The following is a 23,062-nucleotide window of genomic DNA, read 5'->3' on the forward strand; positions in this document are numbered from 1 at the left end:
GCGGGCACGCCCGCTCCCACAGGATCAGGTCAACGCCATTTCTGTGGGAGCGGGCGAGCCCGCGAAGGGCTGCACAGCAGCCCCAGTTTCTTCCAGGCTTACGCCAGGCTCTTGCTCACCACTTCATACACATCGCTGGACAGCTCGCCAGACGCCAGAATCCGCTCCAGCTCGCTCCTCATCAGCACCTGCCGCGCATCGTCATACTTGCGCCAGCGGGTCAGCGGGGCCAGTTGGCGCGAAGCGATCTGCGGGTTCAGCGCATTCAGCTCGATCACCAGGTCCGCCAGGAAGCGATACCCCGAACCATCGGCGGCGTGGAAGTTGACCAGGTTCTGCCCGGCAAAGGCACCGACCAGCGCCCGCACCTTGTTCGGGTTCTTCAGGGTGAACGCCGGGTGCTGCATCAGCGCCTTGACTCGCGCCAGCCCGCCCGGCAGCGTGCTGGCCGCCTGCACGCTGAACCATTGGTCCATGACCAGCGGGTTGTCCTTGAAGTGCTCGGCGAAGCTTTCCAGGGCTTTGGCGCGCTCGGCTTCGAACGGCGAGTTGACCAGCACGGCCAGCGCGGTCAGGCGCTCGGTCATGTTGTCACACCGTTCGAACTGCTCAAGGGTCGCCTCCAGCACCTGCGGCTTGCCGCTCTGCATCAGGTACGACAGGGCGATGTTCTGCAGGCTGCGGCGGGCGAAGTGCTCGGCCGCGGCCACATAAGGGGTACTGCCCGAGACCTCGCGGTTGGCCTGGTAGCGCGCCCACAGGGCGTCGAACAGTTGCTCGGCGATCTGCTGGCGGGCGAACTCGCGGGCGGCGTGGATGGCATCGACGTCGGCCACCTGGCTGATCTCGGTCAGGTAGGCCTCGCCTGGCAGCGAAAGCATCTCGGCGACCATCGCGGCGTCCAGCGACTCATTGCCCAGCACGGTACCGAGCGCAGTGATCAGGCGCTGGTCGAGTTTCAGCGTTTCGCCACGCTGGAACTGGCCGATCAGTTCCTGCAGCACCTGCACCGACAGCTGCTGGCCCGCTTCCCAGCGGTTGAAGCCATCGCTGTCATGCTGCATGAGGAACATCAGCTGGTCACGGTCGTACGGGAAGCTCAGCTTCACCGGGGCGCTGAAACCGCGCAGCAGCGACGGCAGCGGCTTGGCCTGGATGCCCTTGAAGGTGAAAGTCTGCTCGGCTTCGGTCACCGACAGCACACGCGAGGTGCCCGCTGCGGCAGCTTCGCCAGCCAGTTGCAGCGGCAGATCGTTGCCCTCAGCGTCCAGCAGCCCCAGTTCGACCGGGATCACGAACGGCAGCTTCTCGGCCTTGTCCGGGGTCTGCGGGCAGCTCTGGCGGAAGGTCAGGCTGTAGGCCTGCGCAGCGGCGTCATAGGCCTCGCTGACCTCCAGGCGCGGGGTGCCAGCCTGGCTGTACCAGCGCTTGAACTGGGTGAGGTCGACGCCGTTGGCGTCTTCCATGGCCTTGATGAAATCGTCGGTGGTCACGGCCTGGCCATCGTGGCGTTCGAAGTACAGGTCGCTGCCCTTGCGGAAGCCCTCGGCGCCCAGCAGAGTGCGGACCATGCGCACCACTTCGGCGCCCTTCTCATACACGGTCAGGGTGTAGAAGTTGGAAATTTCGATGAAGCTGTCCGGGCGCACCGGGTGGGCCATGGGGCCGGCGTCTTCGGCGAACTGGTGTGTGCGCAGGTAGGCGACGTCCTCGATGCGCTTGACCGTGCGCGAGTTCATGTCGGCGCTGAACTCGGCATCGCGGAACACCGTGAAGCCTTCCTTGAGCGACAGCTGGAACCAGTCGCGGCAGGTCACACGATTGCCCGACCAGTTGTGGAAGTACTCGTGGGCGACCACGCCCTCGACGCGCTGGTGGGCGGCATCGGTGGCGGTTTCGGCGCGGGCCAGCACGCAGCTCGAGTTGAAGATGTTCAGGCCCTTGTTTTCCATGGCGCCCATGTTGAAGTCGTTGACCGCAACGATCATGAAGATGTCCAGGTCGTATTCGCGGCCGTAGACCTCTTCATCCCAGCGCATGGACTTCTTCAGGCTGACCATGGCGTGGTCGCACTTGTCGATGTTCTCGGGCTCGACGTAGATGCGCAGGGTCACGTCGCGGCCGGACTGGCGGGTAAAACTGTCTTCGACGCACCACAAGTCACCGGCCACCAGCGCGAACAGGTACGCCGGCTTCATGAACGGGTCTTCCCAGGTCGCCCAGTGGCGGCCGTCTTCAGCCGGCCCGCTGCCGATCGGGTTGCCGTTGCTCAGCAGCACCGGGTAGCGATGCTGCTCGGCGATCACCGTAGTGGTGAACGTGCTCATCACGTCCGGGCGATCGAGGTAATAAGTGATCTTGCGGAAGCCCTCGGCCTCGCACTGGGTGCAGAACATCTTGCCCGACTTGTACAGGCCTTCCAGCGCGGTGTTGCTCTCCGGGTGGATCTTCACGCTGGTGTCGAGAGTGAAACGTTCGCTCTTGGGGTGTACCGTCAGGCTGTCGGCTTCAAGCAGGTAATCACCCGCCTGCAGTTCGACATCGTCCAGCGAGGCGCGCAGCAGCTCCAGCTGCTGGCCATCGAGTTCCAGTGGCGGCAGGCCGGCACCGCGTGCCGGGTTGCGGCGCATGACCAGTTGCGCGTGGACCAGGGTGTGGTCCTCGAACAGTTCGAAGGTCAGGTGCGTCTCGTCGATCAGGTACTCGGGCGCCTGGTAATCCTTGAGGTAGATCACTTGCGGTTGTTCGGTACGCATGTGCAGGTCCTTTTTACTGGAGCACGGCCAACTGGTAGGCCGTGTACTTGCGAATATTGATCACGCCGGTGTCGAAGATCAGGTACTGGCCCTTGATGCCCAGCAGCGTGCCTTCGGCCACCGGGTCCTTGTCGAGGTTGAAGCTGACGATCTTTTTCGGGTAGGCCTCGACCGGGTAGCGCATCTGCACCACCTCGGCATCGGGCAGCGGCTGGATCGCCTGCAGGCCGAAGCGGCCCTGCAGTTCGCGCAGGCCTTCGGCACAGGCTTCGAAGATCTGCTCGCGGATGGCAGGCAGGTCGAGCACTTCGGCGTCGCTCTTGAGCAGCGTGCGCCAGTTGGTGCGGTCGGGCACCTGGCTGCGCAGGATGTCTTCGACCAGGCCCGATTGCTGGCGGGTGGCCACGCGCATGATCGGCAGGGCCTGGCTGGCACCCTGGTCGAGCCAGCGGGTGGGCAGCTGGGTGGCGCGGGTGATGCCGACCTTGATGCCTGACGAGTTGGCCAGGTAGACCACGTGGTCGGTCATGCAGAACTGTTCACCCCACGACGGCTCGCGGCAGGTGCCGGCATCGTAGTGGCATCGTTCCGGGGCCATGATGCACACATCGCATTGGGCCAGCTTGGTCATGCACGGGTAGCAGTAACCCTGGCTGAAGCTGGTCTTGGTGCGCTTGCCGCAATGGCTGCAGTGAATGGCGCCGAGGTATTCAAGGCGCAGGCGCTGGCCGATCAGCGGGTTGACCGGCACCTGGGTGTCATCCAGACGGAAGCTGTACTGCACCACCGGTGCCTGCAGGCTGACCGCCATCTTGCTCAAAGAGCCACGAGCGAGTTCGATCAATGTACCGAGTCCGACTTGAACAGAATGTTGGCGATGGGGGCGGACTTGGACGCGCACTCCTGCGGGCCCATGTAACCGGTGCGCTGTTCTTCGGGCAGGTTCTTCATCTCCCAGGCGATCACCGCCTGCAGCGACAGTTCTTTCTGCTCGGCGGTGAGCTTGCGCCCGTCCGACCATTTGCCGATTTCCACGGCCAGTTTCAGGCTCTCGTAGATTTCCGGGGTGATGTTTTCGATCATTTGCGCGAAAGTGGACATAGTGTCTCCTGATTCAAGCCGACAGTTTACGCCGGGCCAGCGCCCCGCCCAAGAGCCCGGTCAGGCATCCGATGAGCAGCCCGCCGACGTGGGCGGCGTTGGCGATCTGGCCGAAGCCGAGCTGGCCGACCACGCCAGTCAGACAGATCACCAGCCAGATAAGCATCATCACCAGCACGCCCTTGGGCAGCTTGAAGTGAGGGTTGGGCGCCAGCCACTGGTACAGCCAGACATGGCCGAGCAAGCCGTAGAGCACGCCGGACAGGCCGCCGAACAGGCTCGGGCCGCTGGTGTAGTGCTGGGCCAGGTTGGACACCAGGCTGAACAGCAGGGTCAGGCCCAGCAGCAGCCAGGGGCCCTGGCGCAGTTCGATGCGCTTGCCCAGCTCCCAGTACCACAGGCCGTTCATGGCCAGGTGCAGCGCGCCGAAATGCAGCAGCATGGGTGACACCAGGCGCCACCACTGGCCCTCGGCCAGGCCTTGGGCCAGCGGGGTGAAGTGCAGGTACTCGCCCTGCACGCGGAAGTCGAGGAAGGTGAACCAGCTGATGACGTCGAGGTTGTCGCCGAGACGGGTGAGGCCGGCGACGATCAGGCAGAGGATCAGGACGGTGGCGGTGACCTTGCAGGCTTTGGCCTGGTCGGCCAGAGAGGGTTGTGTGGGGCCATTCGCGGGTGAACCCGCTCCCACAGGGTCCTGGGCAAGCTGTACGTCGGCGTTGCCGTCCGGAAAGCGCTGGTAGAGTTCGCGTACGTCCGCGACCAGGGTGTCGGGGGCCCAGAGCACCTGGACCTCACCTTCCTCGCTGACCCGGTGCGGTACCTGCAGGCGCTGCAGCAGGTGGACGAAGCCGCTGAGGTCGACCGACAGCGGCAGGCGCATCACTTCGACAATGTTCATTGGTTGGCCTGTGGGCGTTCGACGTCGACCCAGACGAACTTGTGCGGGTCGATGCGGGTTTCATCATCAAGCCGATAGGCCGCCAGCTTGCCGTACAGCACCGCGCTGTAGTCCAGGCAGGCCAGGTTGGCGCGGATCGGCGCCGGGCGGCCACTGCGCCAGTAGTGGCCGACGAACAGCAAAGGTTCGTCCTCGGCGTAGCGCAGCAGGGCGTTCTTTTCGTTGTGGCTGAGTGGCGTACGGGCAACGTCGTCGGGCAGAGCATCAGGCTGGAAAACGATGTCGCCGTAGGTCTGCGGGTCTTCTTCCCAGAACTTGGTGCGGAAGAAGGCGCGCGTCAGGCCATCGCCGCCGGTCAGGGTCAGGCCGTCCGGCAGGCGCATGTCGGTGCCGCGCAGCAGGCGGTTGCACACGGTGGCGGCAAAGCTGCCGGGCACCGCCGAGGCCTGGATGAAGTGCTCGTCGATACGCCCGCCCGGGTACTGCTGGCGCAGCGGCTCGATCAGCCGCGGGTCCCAGCAGGCGTGCACCAGGCGGAAGCGCCCGGCATCGATGAACAGTGGCATGTCGTAGAACCACTGCACGAAGTCGTGCCAGTCAGCGGGATGCTGGGCGAACTGGGTCAGGGTTTCGTCGATCAGCCGGGCGTGGCGCGGGGTGTGCTCGCGCACGAACGCTTTGCCGCTACCTGGCAGTGCCGGGGTGACCCAGCCCAGGGCGTTGTACTCGTGGTTGCCCATGATGCAGAACGCCTGGCCGGCCTCGACCATGTCATGCACGATGTGCAGCGCCTCGCGGATGCGCGGGCCACGGTCGACGATGTCACCGAGGAACAACGCCTGCCGCCGCGGGTGGCGCCATACGCCAGCGACGCGTTTGTAGCCCAGGGCGTCGAGCAGGCGTTCGAGGGTCAGTGCACAGCCGTGCACGTCACCGATGATGTCGAAACTGCGCGCCGGATCGAGCATCAGTCGTCCCTGCCTCCCAGGCGGCTGCCCCAGCCGAGTTTGGTGCGGCACACCTCATAGTAGTTGTGATCGAGCGGGTGGATCAGGCGCAGCTTCTGCGGTTTCTTGCTGACCGTGATGGTGTCGCCCGGGGCGCAGGTGAAGTGGTTCTGGCCGTCACACGACACCTGCGGGTAGATCTGCAGGTCCTTGGACACCACGATCTTCAGCTCGCTGTTGCCGTCGACCACGATCGGCCGGCCCGACAGGGTGTGCGGGTACATCGGCACGATGACGATGGCGTCGAGCTTGGGGTGCATGATCGGGCCGCCGGCCGACAGGGCGTAGGCGGTGGAGCCGGTGGGGGTGGCGACGATCAGACCGTCGGCCTTCTGGCTGCAGACGAACTGGCCGTCGATGTAGATCTCGAATTCGATCATCCGCGTCGACTTGCCCGGGTGCAGCACCACATCGTTGAGCGCATCGCCCTGGCCGATGGCCTCGTGATGGCGGCGCACCTCGGCCTGCAGCAGGAAGCGGTTTTCAACCAGGTAATGGCCGTCGAGCACTTCGGCGACCTTCTGCTCCAGCTCGTCGGGGCGGATGTCGGTCAGAAAGCCCAGGTTGCCGCGGTTGATACCCAATACCGGTACATTGTGCCGGGCCAGGGCGCGGGCGGCGCCGAGCAGGCTGCCGTCGCCACCGACCACGATGACCAGGTCGCAGACCTCGCCGAGCAGCTTGCGCGTCGAGGTTTGCAGGCCGTGGCCGGGCAACACTTCGGCGATGGTGTCCTCGAGGATCACGTGCAAGTGGCGCTCGAGGAGGAATTTTTTCAGTCGGCGAATGGTGTCGAGCACCTGCGAGCTGCCAAGGCGGCCGATGATACCGATATTGCGAAATTGCTCCATGGTGCTCCTGCGAGGCTCTGCGGCGGGTGACAATGAGGCGATTATGGGCGAAACGACCGGGTAGCGGCAAACCGGCTATGCTCGCAGCATGACGCCTTTTGCCGAGCTCCACGAGCTGCCCCGCCGCTTGCGCCACCCTGCCGTGCGCGACCTGGCCTGGACCCTGCTGTCGCCGGCGCTGCTGAGCGCCCCGCCCTGCCCCCAGCGCCATCCGTTGGCGGGCAGTGCCTGGGCGGGCGACCCGCAACGCCTGCACGACTGGTTGCGTGCCCTGGATGCGGATGATCTGCCTTTGCGCGACTGGTTGGCAAAGATCACCAGCCGGCGCCTGGGTTTGTACTACGAAGGTCTGTGGCAGTTCGCCCTGGCGCACGCGCCCGGGGTCGAGTTGCTGGCGTCCAACCTAGCGATTCGTGCGGGTGGGCGGACCTTGGGCGAGCTGGACATCCTGATGCGTGATGGCGAAGGCACGCATCACCTGGAGCTGGCGATCAAGCTCTACCTGGGGCCGAACGAGGACGACGGGCGCGACCCGGCGCACTGGCTGGGGCCAGGCTGCCACGACCGCCTGGGAAGCAAGCTGGCGCATCTCGCCGGGCACCAGTTGCCGATGTCGGCAGACTCACGGAGCCGCGAGGCGCTGGCCGCCGTGGGGGTCGACCAGGTGCAGGCGCATCTGTGGCTGGGCGGCTATCTGTTCTATCCGTGGCCTGGGCATGCCGAACCGCCTGCGGGTGCAAACTCCGAACATTTGCGCGGGCGCTGGGTACGGCGAAGCACCTGGACCGTAGCGGTGGAGGAACGCTGGCAGCCATTGGCACGGCATGCCTGGCTGGCGCCGGCACGGATCGAGGCGAATGAATGCTGGACGGTGCAACAGTTCTCGGCCTGGCTGGAACGACTGGACGAACATGCGCCAGCGCAATTGCTGGTGAAACTGGAGCCGGATGCCGATGGCGCCTGGCAGGAAGCCGAGCGCTTGTTTCTGGTGGCTGACAGCTGGCCGCATTTGCCCAGCAATTGATTTTGCCGGCCTGGCGCAAAACGCTTTTCCCGATAGCGATTACAGTTACCCCAGAGCGCCAGCAAGAGCGCCATCCCAAGCCTGATGACGAGGACCGCTCATGGTTTCATCCACCCCCGCGCCCCATTACGCACGCCTGTCCATTGCACTGCATTGGCTGATGCTGGTGCTGCTGGCTGCTGTGTATGCCTGTATGGAATTTCGCGGCCTGTTCCCCAAAGACAGCGCTGAACGCAACCTGATGAAAGACCTGCATTTCATGCTCGGCCTGAGTGTGTTCGTGCTGGTCTGGCTGCGCCTGGCCGTGCGGCTTAGCCGCCCGACCCCACCGATCGTACCCAAGCCACCGGCCTGGCAGACCGGCCTTGCCCACCTGATGCACCTGGCGCTGTACCTGCTGATGATCGGCTTGCCGCTGGCCGGCTGGCTGATCCTCAGCGCCGCCGACAAGCCGGTGCCGTTCTTTGGCCTGGAGCTGCCGCACCTGATCGGCCCGGACCCGGACCAGGCCAAGTTCATCAAGGGCTGGCATGAGCGGGTGGCGCAATGGGGTTACTGGCTGATCGGCCTGCATGCACTGGCCGGGCTGTACCATCACTATGTACAGCGCGACAATACGCTGCTGCGCATGCTGCCCTACAAGTAACCGCGACGGCCCTGCAGACCGCCGGTGTGCAGGAAGATCAGGCGGGTACCGGGCGCGAACAGCCCGGCCTCGACCTGATCGCGCAGGGCCAGCAAGGCCTTGCCGGTATACAGGGCCTCGAGCGGCACGCCAGTGTACTGCTCGCTCTCGGCGATGAAGGCCAGCAGCTGATCATCGAATTTGCCAAAGCCGCCACGGCAGGCGTCGTGCAGCTGGTAACCCTGCGAGCCCGCCAGTGCCGCGACTGTCCCGGGCACGCCGTGATCCATCGGCACCGCCAAGGCGCCATGCACCGCGTGTCCGCCTGCCTCGGCAAGTACCAGCCCGGCCAATGTCGTACCGGTACCTGCAGCCAGCCACCAGGCGTCGTATCCCGACCAGCCCAGCGTCGAGAGCTGCGAACGGGCCTGCTCGACGATCAGCGCACAACCTTCGGCACCTGCCGCCCCGCCACCGCCTTCGGGAATGCAATGCCAGCCTGGATAACGGGCCTGCCAGGGTTCCCAGAAGCCTGCTTCATGCCGTGCCCGATAGCCGCCGTAACCGAGCCAGTGCAACTCCATGCCCAAGGATTGCAGGTCGCGCACCGTGGGGGTGTTCTGGGGATGACCACGCAGCAGGCCGGCGGTGGCAAAGCCGAAGCGCTTGCCAGCGGCGGCCAGGGCGTGGAGGTGGTTGGAATGATTGCCGCCCAGGCTGATCAGGCCGGGGGCACCTGCGGCATGGGCATGCTGCACGTGGTGGCGGAGCTTGAACCACTTGTTGCCACTGATCAGGGGATCGATCAGGTCCAGGCGCAGGATGGCGGCTTCTACCTTGGCTGTGGTCAGACAAGGTAGAGTCAGGCGCTGTAGTGGAGCTTGAGGTAAATGCATGGAGCGGAGTTTATCAGTGAAATCCCCGGGGGCGCTTCGCGCCCCTTTCGCGACACAAGGCCGCTCCCACAGATCCCGCACAAGCCTCAAGGGCCGCGGTCTCCTGTGGGAGCGGCACCGGCGATCTCAAAGTTCAGCGGCCAATCGAGACCCCTGGTTGATCGCCCGCTTGGCATCCAGCTCAGCCGCCACATCGGCACCGCCAATCAAGTGCACCGACTGCCCCGCCGCCACCAGCCCTTCGTGCAGTTCGCGCAGCGGCTCCTGCCCGGCGCAGATCACTACGTTGTCCACTGCCAGCACCTGTGGCTCTCCTTCGCCAATGCGAATGTGCAAGCCAGCGTCATCGATCTGCAGGTAATCGACGCTGTTGAGCATCTGCACCTGCTTGTTCTTCAGCCCGGTGCGGTGTATCCAGCCGGTGGTCTTGCCCAGCCCGTCACCGACCTTGGATTTCTTGCGCTGCAACAGGAACACCTGCCGCGCCGGCGCATGCGGCTCGGCCTTGATCCCGGCAACGCCACCGCGCGCCTCCAGACAAGTGTCGATCCCCCACTCTTTCCAGAACGTTTCGCGGTCCTGGCTGCTGGCTACGCCCTGATGCACCAGGTACTCCGAAACGTCGAAACCGATGCCGCCCGCACCAATCACCGCCACCGCCTTGCCCACCGGCTTGCGCTGGAGCAGCACGTCCAGGTAGCTGAGCACCTTGGCATGCTCGACACCGGGAATGGCCGGGGTACGCGGTGCAATACCGGTGGCCAGGATGATTTCGTCGTAACCGCCGCCGACCAGCGCCTGCACATCGACCCGGGTGTTCAGGCACAGGTTGACACCGGTGCTTTTCACCTTGTTGCGGAAATAGCGCAAGGTCTCGTGGAATTCCTCCTTGCCCGGCACCCGCTTGGCCACGTTGAACTGCCCGCCAATTTCGGTAGCGGAATCGAACAACGTCACCTCATGGCCACGCTCGGCAGCCACGGTGGCAGCGGCCAGGCCTGCCGGGCCGGCACCCACCACCGCGATACGCTTCACGGCACGCACCGGCAGGTAGTTGAGCTCGGTCTCGTGGCAGGCCCGCGGATTGACCAGGCAACTGGTCAGCTTGCCGCCAAAGGTGTGGTCCAGGCACGCCTGGTTGCAGCCGATGCAGGTGTTGATCTCGTCAGCACGGCCTTCGGCCGCCTTGTTGACGAAGTCCGGGTCGGCAAGGAACGGCCGGGCCATCGACACCATGTCGGCATCGCCCTCCGCCAGCACTGCCTCGGCCACTTCCGGGGTATTGATGCGGTTAGTGGTGATCAATGGGATGCTCACCACGCCGCGCAGCTTGGCGGTGACCTTGCTGAACGCCGCACGCGGCACCTTGGTGGCAATGGTCGGGATGCGCGCTTCGTGCCAGCCGATGCCGGTGTTGATCAGCGTCGCCCCGGCCTGCTCGATGGCCTTGGCCAGCAGCTCGATCTCATCCCAGGTGCTGCCGCCCTCGACCAGGTCGAGCATCGACAGACGGAAGATGATGATGAAGTTCGGCCCCACCGCGTCGCGCACGCGGGTGACGATCTGCACCGCCAGGCGCATGCGGTTTTCGTAGCTGCCGCCCCAGCGATCGGTGCGGTGGTTGGTGTGGGCAGCGAGGAACTGGTTGATGAAGTAACCTTCCGAGCCCATGATCTCGACGCCATCGTAGCCCGCACGCTGGGCCAGCACGGCGCAATTGACGAAGTCGGCGATCTGCTTCTCGATACCCGCTTCGTCCAGTTCCTTGGGCTTGAACGGATTTATCGGTGCCTGGATCGCGCTGGGTGCCACCTGGCGCGGGCTGTAGGCGTAGCGCCCGGCATGCAGGATCTGCAGGCAGATCTTGCCGCCTGCGGCATGCACGGCTTGGGTGACGATGCGGTGCTGGTCTGCCTCTTCCTCGGTGCTGAGCTTGGCCGCGCCGGCGTAGACCCCGCCTTCATCGTTCGGTGCAATGCCACCAGTCACCATCAGGCCAACGCCACCCTGGGCGCGCTCGGCAAAATACGCCGCCATGCGTTCGAAACCGCCCGGACGCTCCTCGAGGCCGGTGTGCATCGACCCCATCAGGGTGCGGTTGCGCAAGGTAGTGAAGCCCAGATTCAGCGGGGCCAGCAAATGCGGGTAGCGGTCGGCAGCCATGGTGAGGTTCCCCAGGTGGCGTGATCACGGAATGCGGGTACCTCAGCGGGTGCCCGTCGTTGTCTGCCTGCGACATTAAACAGCTGTTTGAACGCGCTCAATGATCGAAACTGACAACTTATTGATCCTCCCGCGCAGCAGGACTACCCTAAGGAACCCTCGATTCCAAAGGCGCTGTACCGCTTGATGCGAAAACTCCTGGCAGGCGCCCTGGCGCTGGTAATGATCACCGCTCTGTGCGGCTACGGTTTCTGGACCCAACAGCGCCCGGAAGGCCACTACCTCTCTGATCTGCGCATCGAACTGGCGCTCAACCATGGTGTGCCCGGCGCGCATGGCAACCTGCTCGGCATCGAGCCGCTCCTGTTCCCCAGCGACTACCAGAGCCTGCAACGCCTGCACCGCAAGCTTTCCGCCTACCTGGAACAAGCTCGCGCCCAGGGCCTGGTGGGTCCTCGCACGGTCGTGGTGCTGCCGGAGCACATCGGCACCTGGCTGTGGGCGCGCGGCGAAAAGAACGAGCTGTACCAGGTCACCCGCAACCGTGACGCCGAACAGTGGCTGGAGCTCAGCAATCCGCTGCGCTATGGCCTGGCGCTGCTCGGTGCCAGTGGCGATGACCGACGTGCCGATGCCCACCTGCGCATGAAGGCCCAACAGATGGCCAGCGACTACCAGCAACTGTTCGGCGGCCTGGCCAGGGAGTTCGGCGTGACCCTGGTGGCGGGCTCGATCGTGCTGCCCGCCCCGTACGTCGATCAGGGCGTGCTGCACATTGGCCACGGCCCGCTGTTCAACAGCAGCATGGTGTTCGCCGCAGATGGTTCGCTGCTGGGGCAACCCCAGCACCAGCAATACCCCGACAGCGAAACACGGCGCTATATCCACCCTGGCCGGCACTTCCCGCTGCAGGTCCTGCAGACCCCCGCCGGGCGCCTCGGCGTGCTGATTGGAAGCGACAGCTGGTACCCCGAGAATCAACGCCAGTTGCAGCAACAGCAGGTCCAGCTGATCGCCAACCCGGTGTACCTCAGCGGCAAAGGCAGCTGGGATGCCCCCTGGCGTGGCAATCGCCACCAGGACGCTGCGGCCGAACTTGCACTGCAGCGCGGCGAGGTCAGCGAACAGACCGCCTGGCAACGCCTGACACAGTCCGCAGGCAACGGTGTCAGCAGCATGAGCGTGTTCATGCGTGGCCAGTTCTGGGAACAGGGCAGCGACGGCCAAGGCTTCGCCCATCAGGCAGGTGAGTTGCTGGCAGGCCCTCCCAGCCACGGCGCGCGCCTGCTCAACCTGTGGCTGTAGGCACATGAGCCGCCCTCGCGTACGCCTGGGTGACCTTTCGGTAGGTTTCGTCCAACCCCTGATCGAAGCCCTGCGCGAGCAAGGTCACGATCCGGTTCCGCTGTTGCAGCAATACGGGCTGGATGCCACACGCCTGGCCGAGGCTGGCGCGCGCCTGTCGATCCCGCGCTACATGCACCTCGGGCATGCGGCCATCGCACTGTGTGGCGAGCCAGCGCTGGGCCTGCGCATGGGGCGCCTCAGTCGCCTGGCCCAAGCCGGGCTGGCCGGCGTCACCGCGGCCCAGGCCCCTACACTGGGCGAGGCTGCACGTACGCTGCTGCGCTTCGAGCCACTCTACGCCGCCAACTACCGTGGCCATTCCAGCTATCAGGAAGACCCCCAAGGCGCATGGCTGCTTTTCTACTCGATCAGCCCCTACAACGACTACAACCGCTTTGTGGTCGACTCCCTGCTGGCCGGCTGGCTGGCGCAGCTCGCCGCCATGGCGGGCACCCCTTTGCTGGCCGAGCGACTGGAGGTCGAGTTCGATGCCCCCGGCTACGCTGCGGCGTATCAATCCCTTTGCAGTGCCCCCGTGCAGTTCGCCGCCCGGGCCAACCGCTTGCGCCTGAGCCGCAGCACGCTCGATCTGGCCAACCCACAGCACTGCCCGAGCACCTTCGCCCACCTGCTGCAGTTGTGTGAAGCGCAAATGCTCCAGCGCACCCGGGTACGCAGCCTGGGCGAGCGCATTACCCACCTGCTCGGGCCGCTGCTCAACGGCGGGCGCGAGCCCGATCTGGAAGAAGTGGCATTGCACCTGCAACTGCCCACCTGGACACTGCGGCGCAAACTGGCTGAAGAGGGCACGCGCTTTCGCGACCTGCTCAACGACACGCGGCGAGACCTTGCCGAAGCCTATATCCGCGATACGGAGCTGGCCTTCGGCGAAATCGCCTATCTGTTGGGGTTTGCATCGGCAGAGGCCTTCCAGCGCGCATTCAAGCGCTGGACGGGCCTTACGCCGGGGGAGTTTCGCCGCAGCCAGCGGCGGGCAGGTTAAAGCTCTGTGGCGTCGTCTGCCGGTTCCGGCGCATCCAGTTCGTAAGCCTGAAATTCGAGCAGCTCTTCCTGATAGTCATCCATAGCCCTGCATCCTCTTCTCTTCTGTCTTCGTTGATCATGCCTTCAACCTAAGCGAGCCGGGTGAAGGAATGATGACAAGCTCAGAGGTAAACGTAGCAGGTGCTCAGGAACTTATCGCCGCTCATCCATGACAGAAAATTACAACGAAGACGGCGCCGGCTCTGCAGGCTGTGCGTCCTGCTGCACCTGAATCGGCGCAGCCTCCACCGGCGGCGCCACCGGTTGCGACCCTTGGCTGTCATTGACCACTGGTGCATCTGCGGCTTCACTGGCAGGCGCTTCAGCCGCCGCGGCGGGGGCGGGAGCGGCAGGAGTGGCTTCGACCAGCGGTGCCGACGCAGGCGCTGCAACTGCTGGTGCCACCGAGGCCTGCTCTGGCAAGCCCAGGGCCGGCGCCGGTTTCTCGGGCTTGGACGCAGGCGCCTCGACCTTGGCCTTTGCGACCTTCTTGGGCTTGGGCAGGAAACTTTCGACCAGGGCGAAGTAGCGGTCGTAGAACTGGGCTGCCGTCACCGTCTCGCTGGCGACCTTGACCATCGAATCGTCACTGGAGCCGATCGGCATGGATACCGAACCCAGCACGCCGACACCCAGGCTGGCGGAACTGTTGGATTTCTTCAGGCTGTAGCGGTCCTGCAGCGCGTTGGCGAACATGGTCGAACCCTTGTCGTCGTTGACGTCTGGCGCACAGGTCACGTTGAAGCTGATCTGCAGGTGGTTTTCGCTGTTCTGCTGGAAGCTCTTGTTGCCCACCACCTGGTTGGCGCCACTGCTGGTGATGATGTAGCCCTGGCTGAGCAAGGCACGGCGGGCCGCTTCGCAGGAGCCGGCATCGGTCACCGGGAAGCTGCGCGAATAGGTCCCCGAGTCGTCGAAGTTCTCGTGCTCGTAGATGGCGGCTTTCTTCGAAGAGCAACCGGTCACGCCCGCCAGCACCAGGGCCAGCCCGAGCGCACCAAAGACGGATGATCTGGACATTGCGAATTCCGGGTAAGTCAAAAAGAGGCCTATTGTGCATCACTGCAGGCAGGCACAGGAACCGTTGATCGGTGAAGAGTCGTTCAGGTTTGTGTAAATCAGGCTGCCGGCAAGGCACAAAAACGCAAAAAGCGACCCTGAGGTCGCTTTTTGAGTTGCTTCAAGGCGTTCAAGGGGCCTTGAGGCGAAGATGGCGCAGCGGACGGGACTCGAACCCGCGACCCCCGGCGTGACAGGCCGGTATTCTAACCGACTGAACTACCGCTGCGTATCATTCAGGCTTGCGCCCGATTGAAAACTGGGTCTACCCTTCCGGCGCGATGGCCTCAGGGCAGGCACAAAAAAAGCGATAGTTGATCGCTTTCTTTGTGTTTGCTTCAAGGTGTTCTAGGGACCTCGAAACGAAGATGGCGCAGCGGACGGGACTCGAACCCGCGACCCCCGGCGTGACAGGCCGGTATTCTAACCGACTGAACTACCGCTGCGTATCGTTCAGGCTTGCGCCCGATTGAAACTGGGATCAGCCTCAGGCCTTTTGCCTTCGGCTTCAGACCGGTGCCAGGCACCCATCTGTTACTGAAAAATGGCGCAGCGGACGGGACTCGAACCCGCGACCCCCGGCGTGACAGGCCGGTATTCTAACCGACTGAACTACCGCTGCGCAGTGCGTTTCTCTCCGGCTCTCGGCTTCATCAGAAGCGTCCAGCACTAGAAACAATCTCAGGAAGTGGTGGGTGATGACGGGATCGAACCGCCGACCCTCTGCTTGTAAGGCAGATGCTCTCCCGGCTGAGCTAATCACCCTCGCGATGTTGCTTGCTGCGTTTGCTTCGCTGAGGCCGCGAAATTTACGCAGGTACCGATGCTAAGTCAATAGCCCCGTTGAATTTTTTTCAAAAAAGGCAAAAACGAAAAAGGGACCTTTCGGTCCCCTTCCCTTACAGCTGTCTGCTCAGGTATAGATCATCTTGCGGGTCATGCCGCCGTCGACCACGAACTCCTGGCCGGTGACGAACGCGGCCTGGCGCGACAGCAGCCAGGCGACCATGGCCGCCACATCTTCCACCGTCCCTACCCTGCCCGTCGGATGCTGGGCATGGTCGGCATCGGTCAATGGCTCGGCCCGGCGCTGGGACGGGTCACGGGCATCGATCCAGCCAGGGCTCACCGCATTGACGCGGATCTCCGGGCCCAGGCTCATGGCCAGGGCATGGGTCAGGGCCACCAGGCCACCCTTGCTCGCCGCGTAGGCCTCGGTGTCCGGCTCTGATTGCCGAGCACGGGTAGAGGTCAGGTTGACGATCGCGCCATTGTGCGCACGCAGGTACGGCGCGCAATGCTTGGCCAGCAGCATGGGGCCGTTGAGGTTGACCGCCAGCACCCGGTTCCATTGCGCCAGGCTCAGGCTTTCCAGGGTCTGGTTGTGCGGGTTGGCAATCGCCGCGTTGCACACCAGCGCATCCAGCCGACCAAACTGCCCAAGCACCTCGGACACCCCGGCACTGACCTGGGCCTCGTCGGCCACGTCCATGGTGATGAACCAGGCGTTTTCGCCCAGGGCCTTGGCCACCTTGGCACCGCGCTGACGGTCGAGGTCGCTGAGCACCACTTGCCAGCCTTCGCAGATCAGCCAGGCGGCAATGCCCAGACCGATGCCGCGAGCGGCACCGGTGACCAGGGCAACCCGACCATTATGGCCTGGTACACCGCCACGGATTTCCATCAGAGAGCCGCCAGCCCACGGGCGAGGTCCGCCTGCAGGTCAGCCACGTCTTCCAGACCCACGGCAACCCGGATCAGGCTGTCGCGAATACCGGCCGCTTCACGCTCTTGCGGCGTCAGGCGCCCGTGGGAGGTGGTGGCCGGGTGGGCGATGGTGGTCTTGCTGTCACCCAGGTTGGTGGTGATCGAGATCACCCGGGTCGCGTCGATGAAGCGCCAGGCGCCCTCTTTGCCACCTTTGACCTCGAAGCTGACGACCGCACCAAAGCCGCTCATCTGGCGCTTGGCCAGCTCGTGCTGCGGGTGGCTCGGCAGGCCGGCGTAATGCACCTTCTCCACACCCTCCTGCTGCTCCAGCCATTCGGCCAGTATCTGGGCGCTCTCGCAGTGCGCACGCATGCGCAGCTTGAGGGTTTCCAGGCCCTTGGTGAAGATCCAGGCGTTGAACGGACTCAGAGTCGGCCCCGCAGTACGCAGGAAACCCACCACTTCTTTCATCTGCTCGGCACGGCCAGCGACCACACCGCCCATGCAACGGCCCTGGCCGTCGATGAACTTGGTAGCCGAGTGGAACACGATGTCGGCACCCAGCTTGAGCGGCTGCTGCAAGGCCGGGGTACTGAAGCAGTTGTCCACCACCAGCATGGCGCCACGGGCGTGGGCGACTTCAGCCAGCGCAGGGATGTCGACCAGTTCAGCCAGCGGGTTGGAAGGTGATTCGACGATCAGCAGCTTGGTGTTGTCCTTGATGGCCTTTTCCCAACCAGCAATGTCGACCAGCGGCACGTAGTCCACCTGCACACCGAAGCGCTTGAAGTACTTCTCGAACAGGCTGATTGTCGAGCCGAACACGCTCTGCGACACCAGCACATGGTCGCCGGCACTGCACAGCGACATGACCACGGCGAGGATCGCCGCCATGCCGGTGGAAGTGCCCACGGCCTGCTCGGCACCTTCCATGGCCGCCAGGCGCTCTTCGAACGCACGCACGGACGGGTTGGTGTAGCGCGAGTAGACGTTGCCCGGCGTTTCGCCGGCAAACCGCGCAGCAGCATCGGCTGCCGTGCGGAACACATAGCTGGAAGTCAGGAACAGCGCTTCGCTGTGCTCGGCTTCCGGTGTACGGTTTTGACCGGCGCGCACCGCGAGGGTGTCGAAACCGACACCCTCCAGGTCACTGTCCAGTCGTCCGGCATCCCATTGATCCGTCATGCCGTCGCTCCCAAATCAGTTGTTATAGAGGTCGATGATCGCGCTGACCGCCTGGTTCTTCACCTTGGCCAGGTCATTTCGGGCCTGCTCGATGCGCTCGAGGTAGGCTTCGTCGATATCGCCGGTGACGTACTCACCGTTGAACACCGCGCAATCGAAGTGATCGATCTTGATCTTGCCACCACCGACCGAATCGATCAGGTCCGGCAGGTCCTGGTAGATCAGCCAGTCGGCGCCGATCAACTCGGCCACCTGATCGGTGGTACGGTTGTGGGCGATCAGTTCGTGAACACTCGGCATGTCGATGCCGTAGACGTTGGGGTAGCGCACCGCAGGGGCTGCAGAGCAGAAGTAGACGTTCTTGGCGCCGGCTTCGCGGGCCATCTGGATGATCTGCTTGCAGGTGGTGCCGCGCACGATCGAATCATCCACCAGCATCACGTTCTTGCCGCGGAACTCCAGCTCGATGGCGTTGAGCTTCTGGCGCACCGATTTCTTGCGCGCGGCCTGGCCTGGCATGATGAAGGTACGGCCGATGTAACGGTTCTTGACGAAGCCTTCGCGGAACTTAACGCCCAAACGGTTGGCCAGCTCCAGGGCGGCGGTACGGCTGGTGTCCGGGATCGGGATGACCACGTCGATATCGTGATCCGGGCGCTCGCGCATGATCTTGTCGGCGAGTTTTTCACCCATGCGCAGGCGGGCCTTGTACACCGAGATACCGTCGATGATCGAGTCCGGGCGGGCCAGGTAGACGTGCTCGAAGATGCACGGCTGCAGCTTCGGCGCTTGCGCGCACTGCTGGGTGAACAGCTGGCCTTCTTCGGTGATGTACACCGCTTCGCCCGGCGCCAGGTCGCGGATCAGGGTGAAGCCGAGCACGTCGAGAGCGACGCTTTCCGAGGCGATCATGTACTCCACGCCTTCGTCGGTGTGGCGCTGGCCGAATACCACCGGGCGGATGCCGTTCGGGTCACGGAAACCGACAATGCCGTAGCCGGTGATCATCGCGACCACTGCATAGCCGCCGACGCAACGGCTATGTACGTGGGAAACGGCGGCGAACACGTCTTCTTCGGTCGGCTGCAGCTTGCCACGTACCGCCAGCTCATGGGCGAACACGTTCAACAGCACTTCCGAGTCGGAATTGGTGTTGACGTGGCGCAGGTCGGACTCGTAGATCTCTTTGGCCAACTGCTCGACGTTGGTCAGGTTGCCGTTGTGCGCCAGGGTGATGCCGTACGGCGAGTTGACGTAGAACGGCTGGGCCTCGGCCGAGGTCGAGCTGCCCGCAGTCGGGTAGCGCACGTGGCCGATACCGATGCTGCCAACCAGGCGCTGCATGTGGCGCTGCTGGAAGACGTCGCGCACCAGGCCATTATCCTTGCGCAGGAACAACCGGCCGTCGTGGCTGGTCACGATACCGGCAGCGTCCTGGCCGCGGTGCTGGAGGACCGTAAGCGCGTCATACAGCGCCTGATTGACGTTCGACTTACCGACGATACCGACGATGCCACACATGCGACGCAACCCCTACTTTGATGAAACTTGAACGAACAGCGCTCAGGGCTTTGCCGGCCCGAGCAACTGCTCCTTGAATGGAAGATCAGCCGGAGCGCTGATCACTCCACTTGAAGACCACTGATGGGTGAAACCCAGGATCAGGTTTTTCGACCAGTCAGCGACCAATAGAAACTGTGGTATCAGGCGTGATTCCTGCCACCAGGTGTCTTGTTGCACCGGCCCCAGGCTGAGCAGCCCGACGGCCACCACTACCAGCAAGGCCCCGCGCGCGGCACCAAAGGCCATGCCGAGGAAACGATCGGTACCGGACAACCCGGTCACGCGGATCAGCTCGCCGATGAGGAAGTTGAGCATGGCCCCCACCAGCAAGGTGGCGACGAAAAGAATGGCGCAGCCAGCGATGGTGCGCATCGACGGCGTCTGGATATAGCTTTCAAGGTACACCGAAAGCGACCCACCGAACATCCAGGCAACCGCGCCAGCGACGATCCAGATGAGCAGGGACAAGGCCTCCTTTACGAAGCCGCGCTTGAGACTGATCAGTGTGGAGACGGCGATGATCGCGATGATCGCCCAATCAACCAGGGTAAAGGCCACGGTGCTGCCTGCAGACGTTAGAGGCGGCGCATTTTACCAGAGCGAAAGGCCGGGAGTAAGCGGAATGTCGGGTGGATCTGGGGGTCAGGTTTTCAGGCCTGCGTCGACCATCTGCAGGAGCGGCCTTGTGTCGCGAAAGGCTGCAGAGCAGCTCCGAAAATTAGTGCTCTTGCGCTGCAACCCCGGGGCTGCTCTGCAGCCCTTTCGCGACACAAGGCCGCTCCTACGGGAACCACGTAGACCCTGCTTCAGCCTTTTTCAGGCTGGAAACGCACCACGAAGCCGTTGAGCTTCTGCTGACGGTTGATCGTTTCGCGCAGTTTGTCAGCCTCGGCACGCTCGATCAACGGCCCGACATACACCCGGTTCAGGCCGCCGGCCGAACGGATGTAGGCGTTGTAGCCCTGGCTGCGCAGGGTCTTCTGCAGGTTTTCGGCACCAGCCCGGCTGGACAGGCTGGCCAGCTGAATCGACCAGCTTACCGGCAAGCCGTTGACGTCGATCTTCGATGGTGCAGGCGCAGCCGCCACTGGCGCAGCCGGCTTGGCTGCGGGTGATGGCGTCGCTACCGGCGTCTGCGGCTTGGGCTGGGCTTGCGCCTGGGTCTGCGGCGACGGCGTGATCGGCTGGCTCGGCGCGGTCACCGGCGCTGTCGATTCATTGACTACCACCGGCGGCTGCTCGGCCTCCTCCGGCAGCGGTTGTGGCTCAGGTACCGCCACCTGCTCCACCTTGACCTCTGGCAGGCTCGGCATGGCCGGCGCCTGTGGGGCGTCGACGCGGACCTGGCGCATTTCGTCCTGGCGGGTGAACAGCATCGGCAGGAAAATCACCGCCAGCGCCACCAGCACCAACGCACCCACCATGCGCTGCTTCATCCCTTTGTCCAGCACTGCCATCTAGTCACCCCTCCAGGGCCTGCCGCTCCAGCCATTCCAGGGCCTCGGCGACACAGAAAAACGAACCGAACAGCAGAATCTGGTCATCCGCCGTCGCCTGCGCACATTGCCCTTCAAGGGCGGCGTCGACACTGGCGTAAGACTTCACCGCAGCGCCGTGGTTCGTCAAGGCAGCGGCCAGTTCAGCAGCCGGACGGCTGCGCGGCGTTTGCAGCGGCGCCACCGCCCAGTCGTCGACCAGCCCGTGCAGCGGTGCGATGACGCCCTGCAGATCCTTGTCGGCGAGCAGGCCGAACACCGCCAGGCGGCGACCTCTCAGCGGGCGTGCAGCCAAGCGCCGGGCCAGGTACTCGGCAGCATGCGGATTGTGCCCGACATCCAGCAGCAGCTCCACAGCCCTGCCCTGCCAGGTCAACTGGCGCCGGTCGAGGCGACCGGTGATGCGGGTGTCGAGCAAGGCCTGGCGGATCTGCCCGGCATCCCACGGCAAGCCCGACAGCAAATAGGCCTGCAGGGCCAGGCTGGCGTTCTCCATGGGCAGGTCCAGCAGCGGCAGGCCGTGCAGTTCGACCGGCTTGCCGTCTGCGGCGACCCCGCGCCAATCCCAGCCACGTTCACTGCTTGCCAGATCGAAATCACGGCCGCGCAGGAACAGCGGGGCCGCCAGTTCGGCGGCCTTGTCCAGCAGCGGCTGCGGCGGGTCGAGATCGCCGCACAGTGCCGGCGTGCCCTGGCGGAAGATGCCGGCCTTCTCGAAGGCCACCTTCTCGCGGGTATCGCCCAGGTAGTCGACATGGTCGACACCGATACTGGTCACCAGGGCCAGGTCGGCATCCACCACGTTCACGGTGTCCAGGCGGCCACCAAGGCCCACCTCGAGCACCACGGCATCCAGCTGCGACTGGTAGAACAACCAGAACGCCGCCAACGTACCCATCTCGAAGTAGGTCAGGGAAATTTCGCCCCGCGCCGCCTCGACGGCGGCGAAGGCTTCGCACAGACGCTCATCGCTGGCTTCCCGGCCATCGATCAGCACCCGCTCGTTGTAGCGCAGCAGGTGGGGCGAGCTGTACACGCCCACCTTCAAGCCCTGGGCTCGCAGCAGCGAGGCCACGAAGGCGCAGGTCGAGCCCTTGCCGTTGGTGCCGGTGACCGTTACCACGCGTGGCGCCAGCTTGCCCAGCGCCAACCGGGCAAGCACCTTCTGCGACCGCTCCAGCCCCATGTCGATGGCCGAGGGGTGCAACTGCTCGAGGTAGGCGAGCCACTCGCCCAGGGATCGTTGTTTCATCACGCGACCGCAGCGACCTCACGGGCCTGCTCAGGGGTTTGCTGGCCGGTCATCTGCGCCAGCAGGCGAGCCAGGCGCGGACGCAGGTCGCCACGGGAGATGATCAGGTCGATGGCGCCGTGCTCCAGCAGGAACTCGCTGCGCTGGAAGCCTTCCGGCAGTTTTTCGCGCACGGTCTGCTCGATCACGCGCGGGCCGGCGAAGCCGATGAGTGCCTTCGGTTCACCGACGATGACGTCGCCGAGCATCGCCAGGCTGGCGGAAACACCGCCGTAGACCGGGTCGGTCAACACCGAGATGAACGGAATGCCTTCTTCGCGCAGGCGCGCCAGCACGGCCGAGGTCTTGGCCATCTGCATCAGCGAGATCAGCGCTTCCTGCATGCGCGCGCCACCGGAGGCGGAGAAGCAGACCATCGGGCAGCGGTTTTCCAGGGCGTAGTTGGCGGCACGCACGAAGCGCTCACCGACGATGGCGCCCATGGAACCACCCATGAACGAGAACTCGAAGGCGCTGACCACGATCGGCATGCCCATCAGGGTACCGCTCATGGAGATCAGGGCGTCTTTTTCGCCGGTCTGCTTCTGTGCACCGGTCAGGCGGTCCTTGTACTTCTTGCCGTCACGGAACTTCAGGCGGTCGACCGGCTCCAGCTCGGCGCCCAGCTCGGCGCGGCCTTCCGGGTCGAGGAAGATGTCGATGCGGGCACGTGCGCCGATGCGCATGTGGTGGTTGCACTTGGGGCAGACATCCAGGGTCTTTTCCAGCTCCGGACGATACAGCACGGCCTCGCAGGCCGGGCACTTGTGCCACAGGCCTTCCGGCACCGAGCTCTTCTTCACCTCGGAACGCATGATCGAAGGGATCAGTTTGTCGACTAACCAGTTGCTCATGCTTTCTTTCTCCAGTATTGGCGGACGGGGACCGGACTGGCCGGCCATGCCCTGCCCTTGAGCTCAAATTCTTCTATGAAACGATGACGGCCCGGCCGCAGAGGCTGCCTGCGCACCGCGCCGTCTTCAATCTGTGTGTTGGCCATGCGGCATACCGCTGGCCGCCCCGCAGGGCTGCGAAATCTATGG

Annotated in this window: 20 protein-coding genes and 4 tRNA genes; 4 read left to right on the top strand and 20 right to left on the bottom strand. The window is 64.4% G+C overall.

Annotated features, from left to right (window positions below; translation table 11 throughout):
• Nucleotides 1-98: 98 nt before the first annotated feature.
• Genes pepN through ACIPW4_RS14340 form a run of 6 tightly spaced genes read right to left on the bottom strand, consistent with a single transcriptional unit; the run spans nt 99 to nt 6,616 of the window.
• Complete coding sequence (pepN, locus tag ACIPW4_RS14315) at nt 99-2,756, bottom strand: aminopeptidase N (protein WP_400658829.1); 2,658 nt, start codon at nt 2,754-2,756, stop codon at nt 99-101.
• A 13-nt stretch (nt 2,757-2,769) separates the two neighbouring features.
• Complete coding sequence (locus ACIPW4_RS14320) at nt 2,770-3,600, bottom strand: DUF2797 domain-containing protein (RefSeq protein WP_400658831.1); 831 nt, start codon at nt 3,598-3,600, stop codon at nt 2,770-2,772.
• Complete coding sequence (locus tag ACIPW4_RS14325; protein WP_016485539.1) at nt 3,597-3,857, bottom strand: YeaC family protein; 261 nt, start codon at nt 3,855-3,857, stop codon at nt 3,597-3,599. Before ACIPW4_RS14325 ends, ACIPW4_RS14320 begins: the two co-directional genes overlap by 4 nt.
• Before the next feature lie 13 nt (nt 3,858-3,870).
• The gene (locus tag ACIPW4_RS14330; protein WP_400658833.1) at nt 3,871-4,758 is read right to left on the bottom strand and encodes a rhomboid family intramembrane serine protease; all 888 of its coding nucleotides are present in this window, start codon (nt 4,756-4,758) and stop codon (nt 3,871-3,873) included.
• Entirely contained in the window at nt 4,755-5,726 is a 972-nt protein-coding gene (locus ACIPW4_RS14335; RefSeq protein ID WP_400658835.1) for a metallophosphoesterase, read from the bottom strand. Before ACIPW4_RS14335 ends, ACIPW4_RS14330 begins: the two co-directional genes overlap by 4 nt.
• Nucleotides 5,726-6,616, bottom strand: coding sequence for an NAD(+) kinase (locus tag ACIPW4_RS14340; RefSeq protein ID WP_027919132.1), 891 nt, complete (start codon nt 6,614-6,616; stop codon nt 5,726-5,728). Before ACIPW4_RS14340 ends, ACIPW4_RS14335 begins: the two co-directional genes overlap by 1 nt.
• A gap of 88 nt (nt 6,617-6,704) precedes the next feature.
• Between ACIPW4_RS14340 and ACIPW4_RS14345 the strand changes: the two genes are divergently transcribed.
• Both ACIPW4_RS14345 and cybB read left to right on the top strand, forming a co-directional pair.
• Nucleotides 6,705-7,640 carry a DUF1853 family protein gene (locus tag ACIPW4_RS14345; RefSeq protein WP_400658837.1) on the top strand — a complete coding sequence of 312 codons (936 nt, stop codon included), beginning with the start codon at nt 6,705-6,707 and terminating at the stop codon, nt 7,638-7,640.
• Between the two features lie 100 nt (nt 7,641-7,740).
• The gene (gene cybB, locus ACIPW4_RS14350; protein ID WP_400658839.1) at nt 7,741-8,286 is read left to right on the top strand and encodes a cytochrome b561; all 546 of its coding nucleotides are present in this window, start codon (nt 7,741-7,743) and stop codon (nt 8,284-8,286) included.
• On the opposite strand, the gene ACIPW4_RS14355 is transcribed toward cybB, so the two are convergent.
• Both ACIPW4_RS14355 and ACIPW4_RS14360 read right to left on the bottom strand, forming a co-directional pair.
• Nucleotides 8,277-9,161: a 1-aminocyclopropane-1-carboxylate deaminase/D-cysteine desulfhydrase gene (locus ACIPW4_RS14355; RefSeq protein WP_400658840.1), complete on the bottom strand. Its 885-nt coding sequence runs from the start codon at nt 9,159-9,161 to the stop codon at nt 8,277-8,279. The genes cybB and ACIPW4_RS14355 overlap by 10 nt on opposite strands.
• Nucleotides 9,162-9,287: 126 nt before the next feature.
• Nucleotides 9,288-11,324, bottom strand: coding sequence for an FAD-dependent oxidoreductase (locus ACIPW4_RS14360; protein WP_400658842.1), 2,037 nt, complete (start codon nt 11,322-11,324; stop codon nt 9,288-9,290).
• A 186-nt stretch (nt 11,325-11,510) separates the two neighbouring features.
• Here ACIPW4_RS14360 and ACIPW4_RS14365 point away from each other — a divergent pair, with 186 nt between their 5' ends.
• Both ACIPW4_RS14365 and ACIPW4_RS14370 read left to right on the top strand, forming a co-directional pair.
• Nucleotides 11,511-12,629, top strand: coding sequence for a nitrilase-related carbon-nitrogen hydrolase (locus ACIPW4_RS14365; RefSeq protein ID WP_400659150.1), 1,119 nt, complete (start codon nt 11,511-11,513; stop codon nt 12,627-12,629).
• 4 nt (nt 12,630-12,633) lie between these two features.
• On the top strand, nt 12,634-13,674 hold the full coding sequence (locus ACIPW4_RS14370; protein WP_400658844.1) for an AraC family transcriptional regulator: 1,041 nt from the start codon (nt 12,634-12,636) through the stop codon (nt 13,672-13,674).
• Between the two features lie 221 nt (nt 13,675-13,895).
• On the opposite strand, the gene ACIPW4_RS14375 is transcribed toward ACIPW4_RS14370, so the two are convergent.
• From ACIPW4_RS14375 to accD, 12 genes are all read right to left on the bottom strand, one after another.
• Nucleotides 13,896-14,735, bottom strand: a complete 840-nt coding sequence (locus tag ACIPW4_RS14375) for a DUF2242 domain-containing protein (protein WP_400658846.1) — start codon at nt 14,733-14,735, stop codon at nt 13,896-13,898.
• A gap of 191 nt (nt 14,736-14,926) precedes the next feature.
• Nucleotides 14,927-15,003 (bottom strand) — tRNA-Asp (locus ACIPW4_RS14380).
• Between the two features lie 140 nt (nt 15,004-15,143).
• Nucleotides 15,144-15,220: transfer RNA gene (locus ACIPW4_RS14385), tRNA-Asp, on the bottom strand.
• A gap of 99 nt (nt 15,221-15,319) precedes the next feature.
• Nucleotides 15,320-15,396: transfer RNA gene (locus ACIPW4_RS14390), tRNA-Asp, on the bottom strand.
• A gap of 67 nt (nt 15,397-15,463) precedes the next feature.
• A tRNA-Val gene (locus ACIPW4_RS14395) sits at nt 15,464-15,539 on the bottom strand.
• Between the two features lie 148 nt (nt 15,540-15,687).
• Nucleotides 15,688-16,458, bottom strand: coding sequence for an SDR family oxidoreductase (locus ACIPW4_RS14400; protein ID WP_152958745.1), 771 nt, complete (start codon nt 16,456-16,458; stop codon nt 15,688-15,690).
• Nucleotides 16,458-17,669: an O-succinylhomoserine sulfhydrylase gene (locus ACIPW4_RS14405; protein ID WP_400658847.1), complete on the bottom strand. Its 1,212-nt coding sequence runs from the start codon at nt 17,667-17,669 to the stop codon at nt 16,458-16,460. Before ACIPW4_RS14405 ends, ACIPW4_RS14400 begins: the two co-directional genes overlap by 1 nt.
• Before the next feature lie 15 nt (nt 17,670-17,684).
• Nucleotides 17,685-19,190, bottom strand: coding sequence for an amidophosphoribosyltransferase (gene purF, locus ACIPW4_RS14410; protein ID WP_400658849.1), 1,506 nt, complete (start codon nt 19,188-19,190; stop codon nt 17,685-17,687).
• A 42-nt stretch (nt 19,191-19,232) separates the two neighbouring features.
• Nucleotides 19,233-19,790: a CvpA family protein gene (locus ACIPW4_RS14415; RefSeq protein ID WP_400658851.1), complete on the bottom strand. Its 558-nt coding sequence runs from the start codon at nt 19,788-19,790 to the stop codon at nt 19,233-19,235.
• A gap of 248 nt (nt 19,791-20,038) precedes the next feature.
• Entirely contained in the window at nt 20,039-20,689 is a 651-nt protein-coding gene (locus tag ACIPW4_RS14420) for an SPOR domain-containing protein (protein ID WP_400658852.1), read from the bottom strand.
• A 4-nt stretch (nt 20,690-20,693) separates the two neighbouring features.
• The gene (folC, locus tag ACIPW4_RS14425; RefSeq protein WP_400658854.1) at nt 20,694-21,980 is read right to left on the bottom strand and encodes a bifunctional tetrahydrofolate synthase/dihydrofolate synthase; all 1,287 of its coding nucleotides are present in this window, start codon (nt 21,978-21,980) and stop codon (nt 20,694-20,696) included.
• Nucleotides 21,980-22,873 (bottom strand): acetyl-CoA carboxylase, carboxyltransferase subunit beta, encoded by an 894-nt coding sequence (gene accD / locus ACIPW4_RS14430; RefSeq protein ID WP_400658856.1) that lies wholly within the window; start codon nt 22,871-22,873, stop codon nt 21,980-21,982. Before accD ends, folC begins: the two co-directional genes overlap by 1 nt.
• Between the last annotated feature and the right edge of the window lie 189 nt (nt 22,874-23,062).

Origin of the sequence: Pseudomonas sp. NPDC089996 (assembly GCF_044748405.1) — a bacterium.
GTDB lineage: Bacteria > Pseudomonadota > Gammaproteobacteria > Pseudomonadales > Pseudomonadaceae > Aquipseudomonas.

Coding starts and splice junctions, on each gene's coding strand:
- accD (WP_400658856.1), bottom strand. CDS start 22,873: ATGAGCAACTGGTTAGTCGACAAACTGATCCCTTCGATCATGCGTTCC.
- purF (WP_400658849.1), bottom strand. CDS start 19,190: ATGTGTGGCATCGTCGGTATCGTCGGTAAGTCGAACGTCAATCAGGCG.
- ACIPW4_RS14340 (WP_027919132.1), bottom strand. CDS start 6,616: ATGGAGCAATTTCGCAATATCGGTATCATCGGCCGCCTTGGCAGCTCG.
- ACIPW4_RS14405 (WP_400658847.1), bottom strand. CDS start 17,669: ATGACGGATCAATGGGATGCCGGACGACTGGACAGTGACCTGGAGGGT.
- ACIPW4_RS14420 (WP_400658852.1), bottom strand. CDS start 20,689: ATGGCAGTGCTGGACAAAGGGATGAAGCAGCGCATGGTGGGTGCGTTG.
- folC (WP_400658854.1), bottom strand. CDS start 21,980: ATGAAACAACGATCCCTGGGCGAGTGGCTCGCCTACCTCGAGCAGTTG.
- ACIPW4_RS14400 (WP_152958745.1), bottom strand. CDS start 16,458: ATGGAAATCCGTGGCGGTGTACCAGGCCATAATGGTCGGGTTGCCCTG.
- ACIPW4_RS14365 (WP_400659150.1), top strand. CDS start 11,511: ATGCGAAAACTCCTGGCAGGCGCCCTGGCGCTGGTAATGATCACCGCT.
- ACIPW4_RS14345 (WP_400658837.1), top strand. CDS start 6,705: ATGACGCCTTTTGCCGAGCTCCACGAGCTGCCCCGCCGCTTGCGCCAC.
- ACIPW4_RS14370 (WP_400658844.1), top strand. CDS start 12,634: ATGAGCCGCCCTCGCGTACGCCTGGGTGACCTTTCGGTAGGTTTCGTC.
- ACIPW4_RS14355 (WP_400658840.1), bottom strand. CDS start 9,161: ATGCATTTACCTCAAGCTCCACTACAGCGCCTGACTCTACCTTGTCTG.
- cybB (WP_400658839.1), top strand. CDS start 7,741: ATGGTTTCATCCACCCCCGCGCCCCATTACGCACGCCTGTCCATTGCA.
- ACIPW4_RS14325 (WP_016485539.1), bottom strand. CDS start 3,857: ATGTCCACTTTCGCGCAAATGATCGAAAACATCACCCCGGAAATCTAC.
- ACIPW4_RS14360 (WP_400658842.1), bottom strand. CDS start 11,324: ATGGCTGCCGACCGCTACCCGCATTTGCTGGCCCCGCTGAATCTGGGC.
- ACIPW4_RS14335 (WP_400658835.1), bottom strand. CDS start 5,726: ATGCTCGATCCGGCGCGCAGTTTCGACATCATCGGTGACGTGCACGGC.
- ACIPW4_RS14330 (WP_400658833.1), bottom strand. CDS start 4,758: ATGAACATTGTCGAAGTGATGCGCCTGCCGCTGTCGGTCGACCTCAGC.
- ACIPW4_RS14375 (WP_400658846.1), bottom strand. CDS start 14,735: ATGTCCAGATCATCCGTCTTTGGTGCGCTCGGGCTGGCCCTGGTGCTG.
- pepN (WP_400658829.1), bottom strand. CDS start 2,756: ATGCGTACCGAACAACCGCAAGTGATCTACCTCAAGGATTACCAGGCG.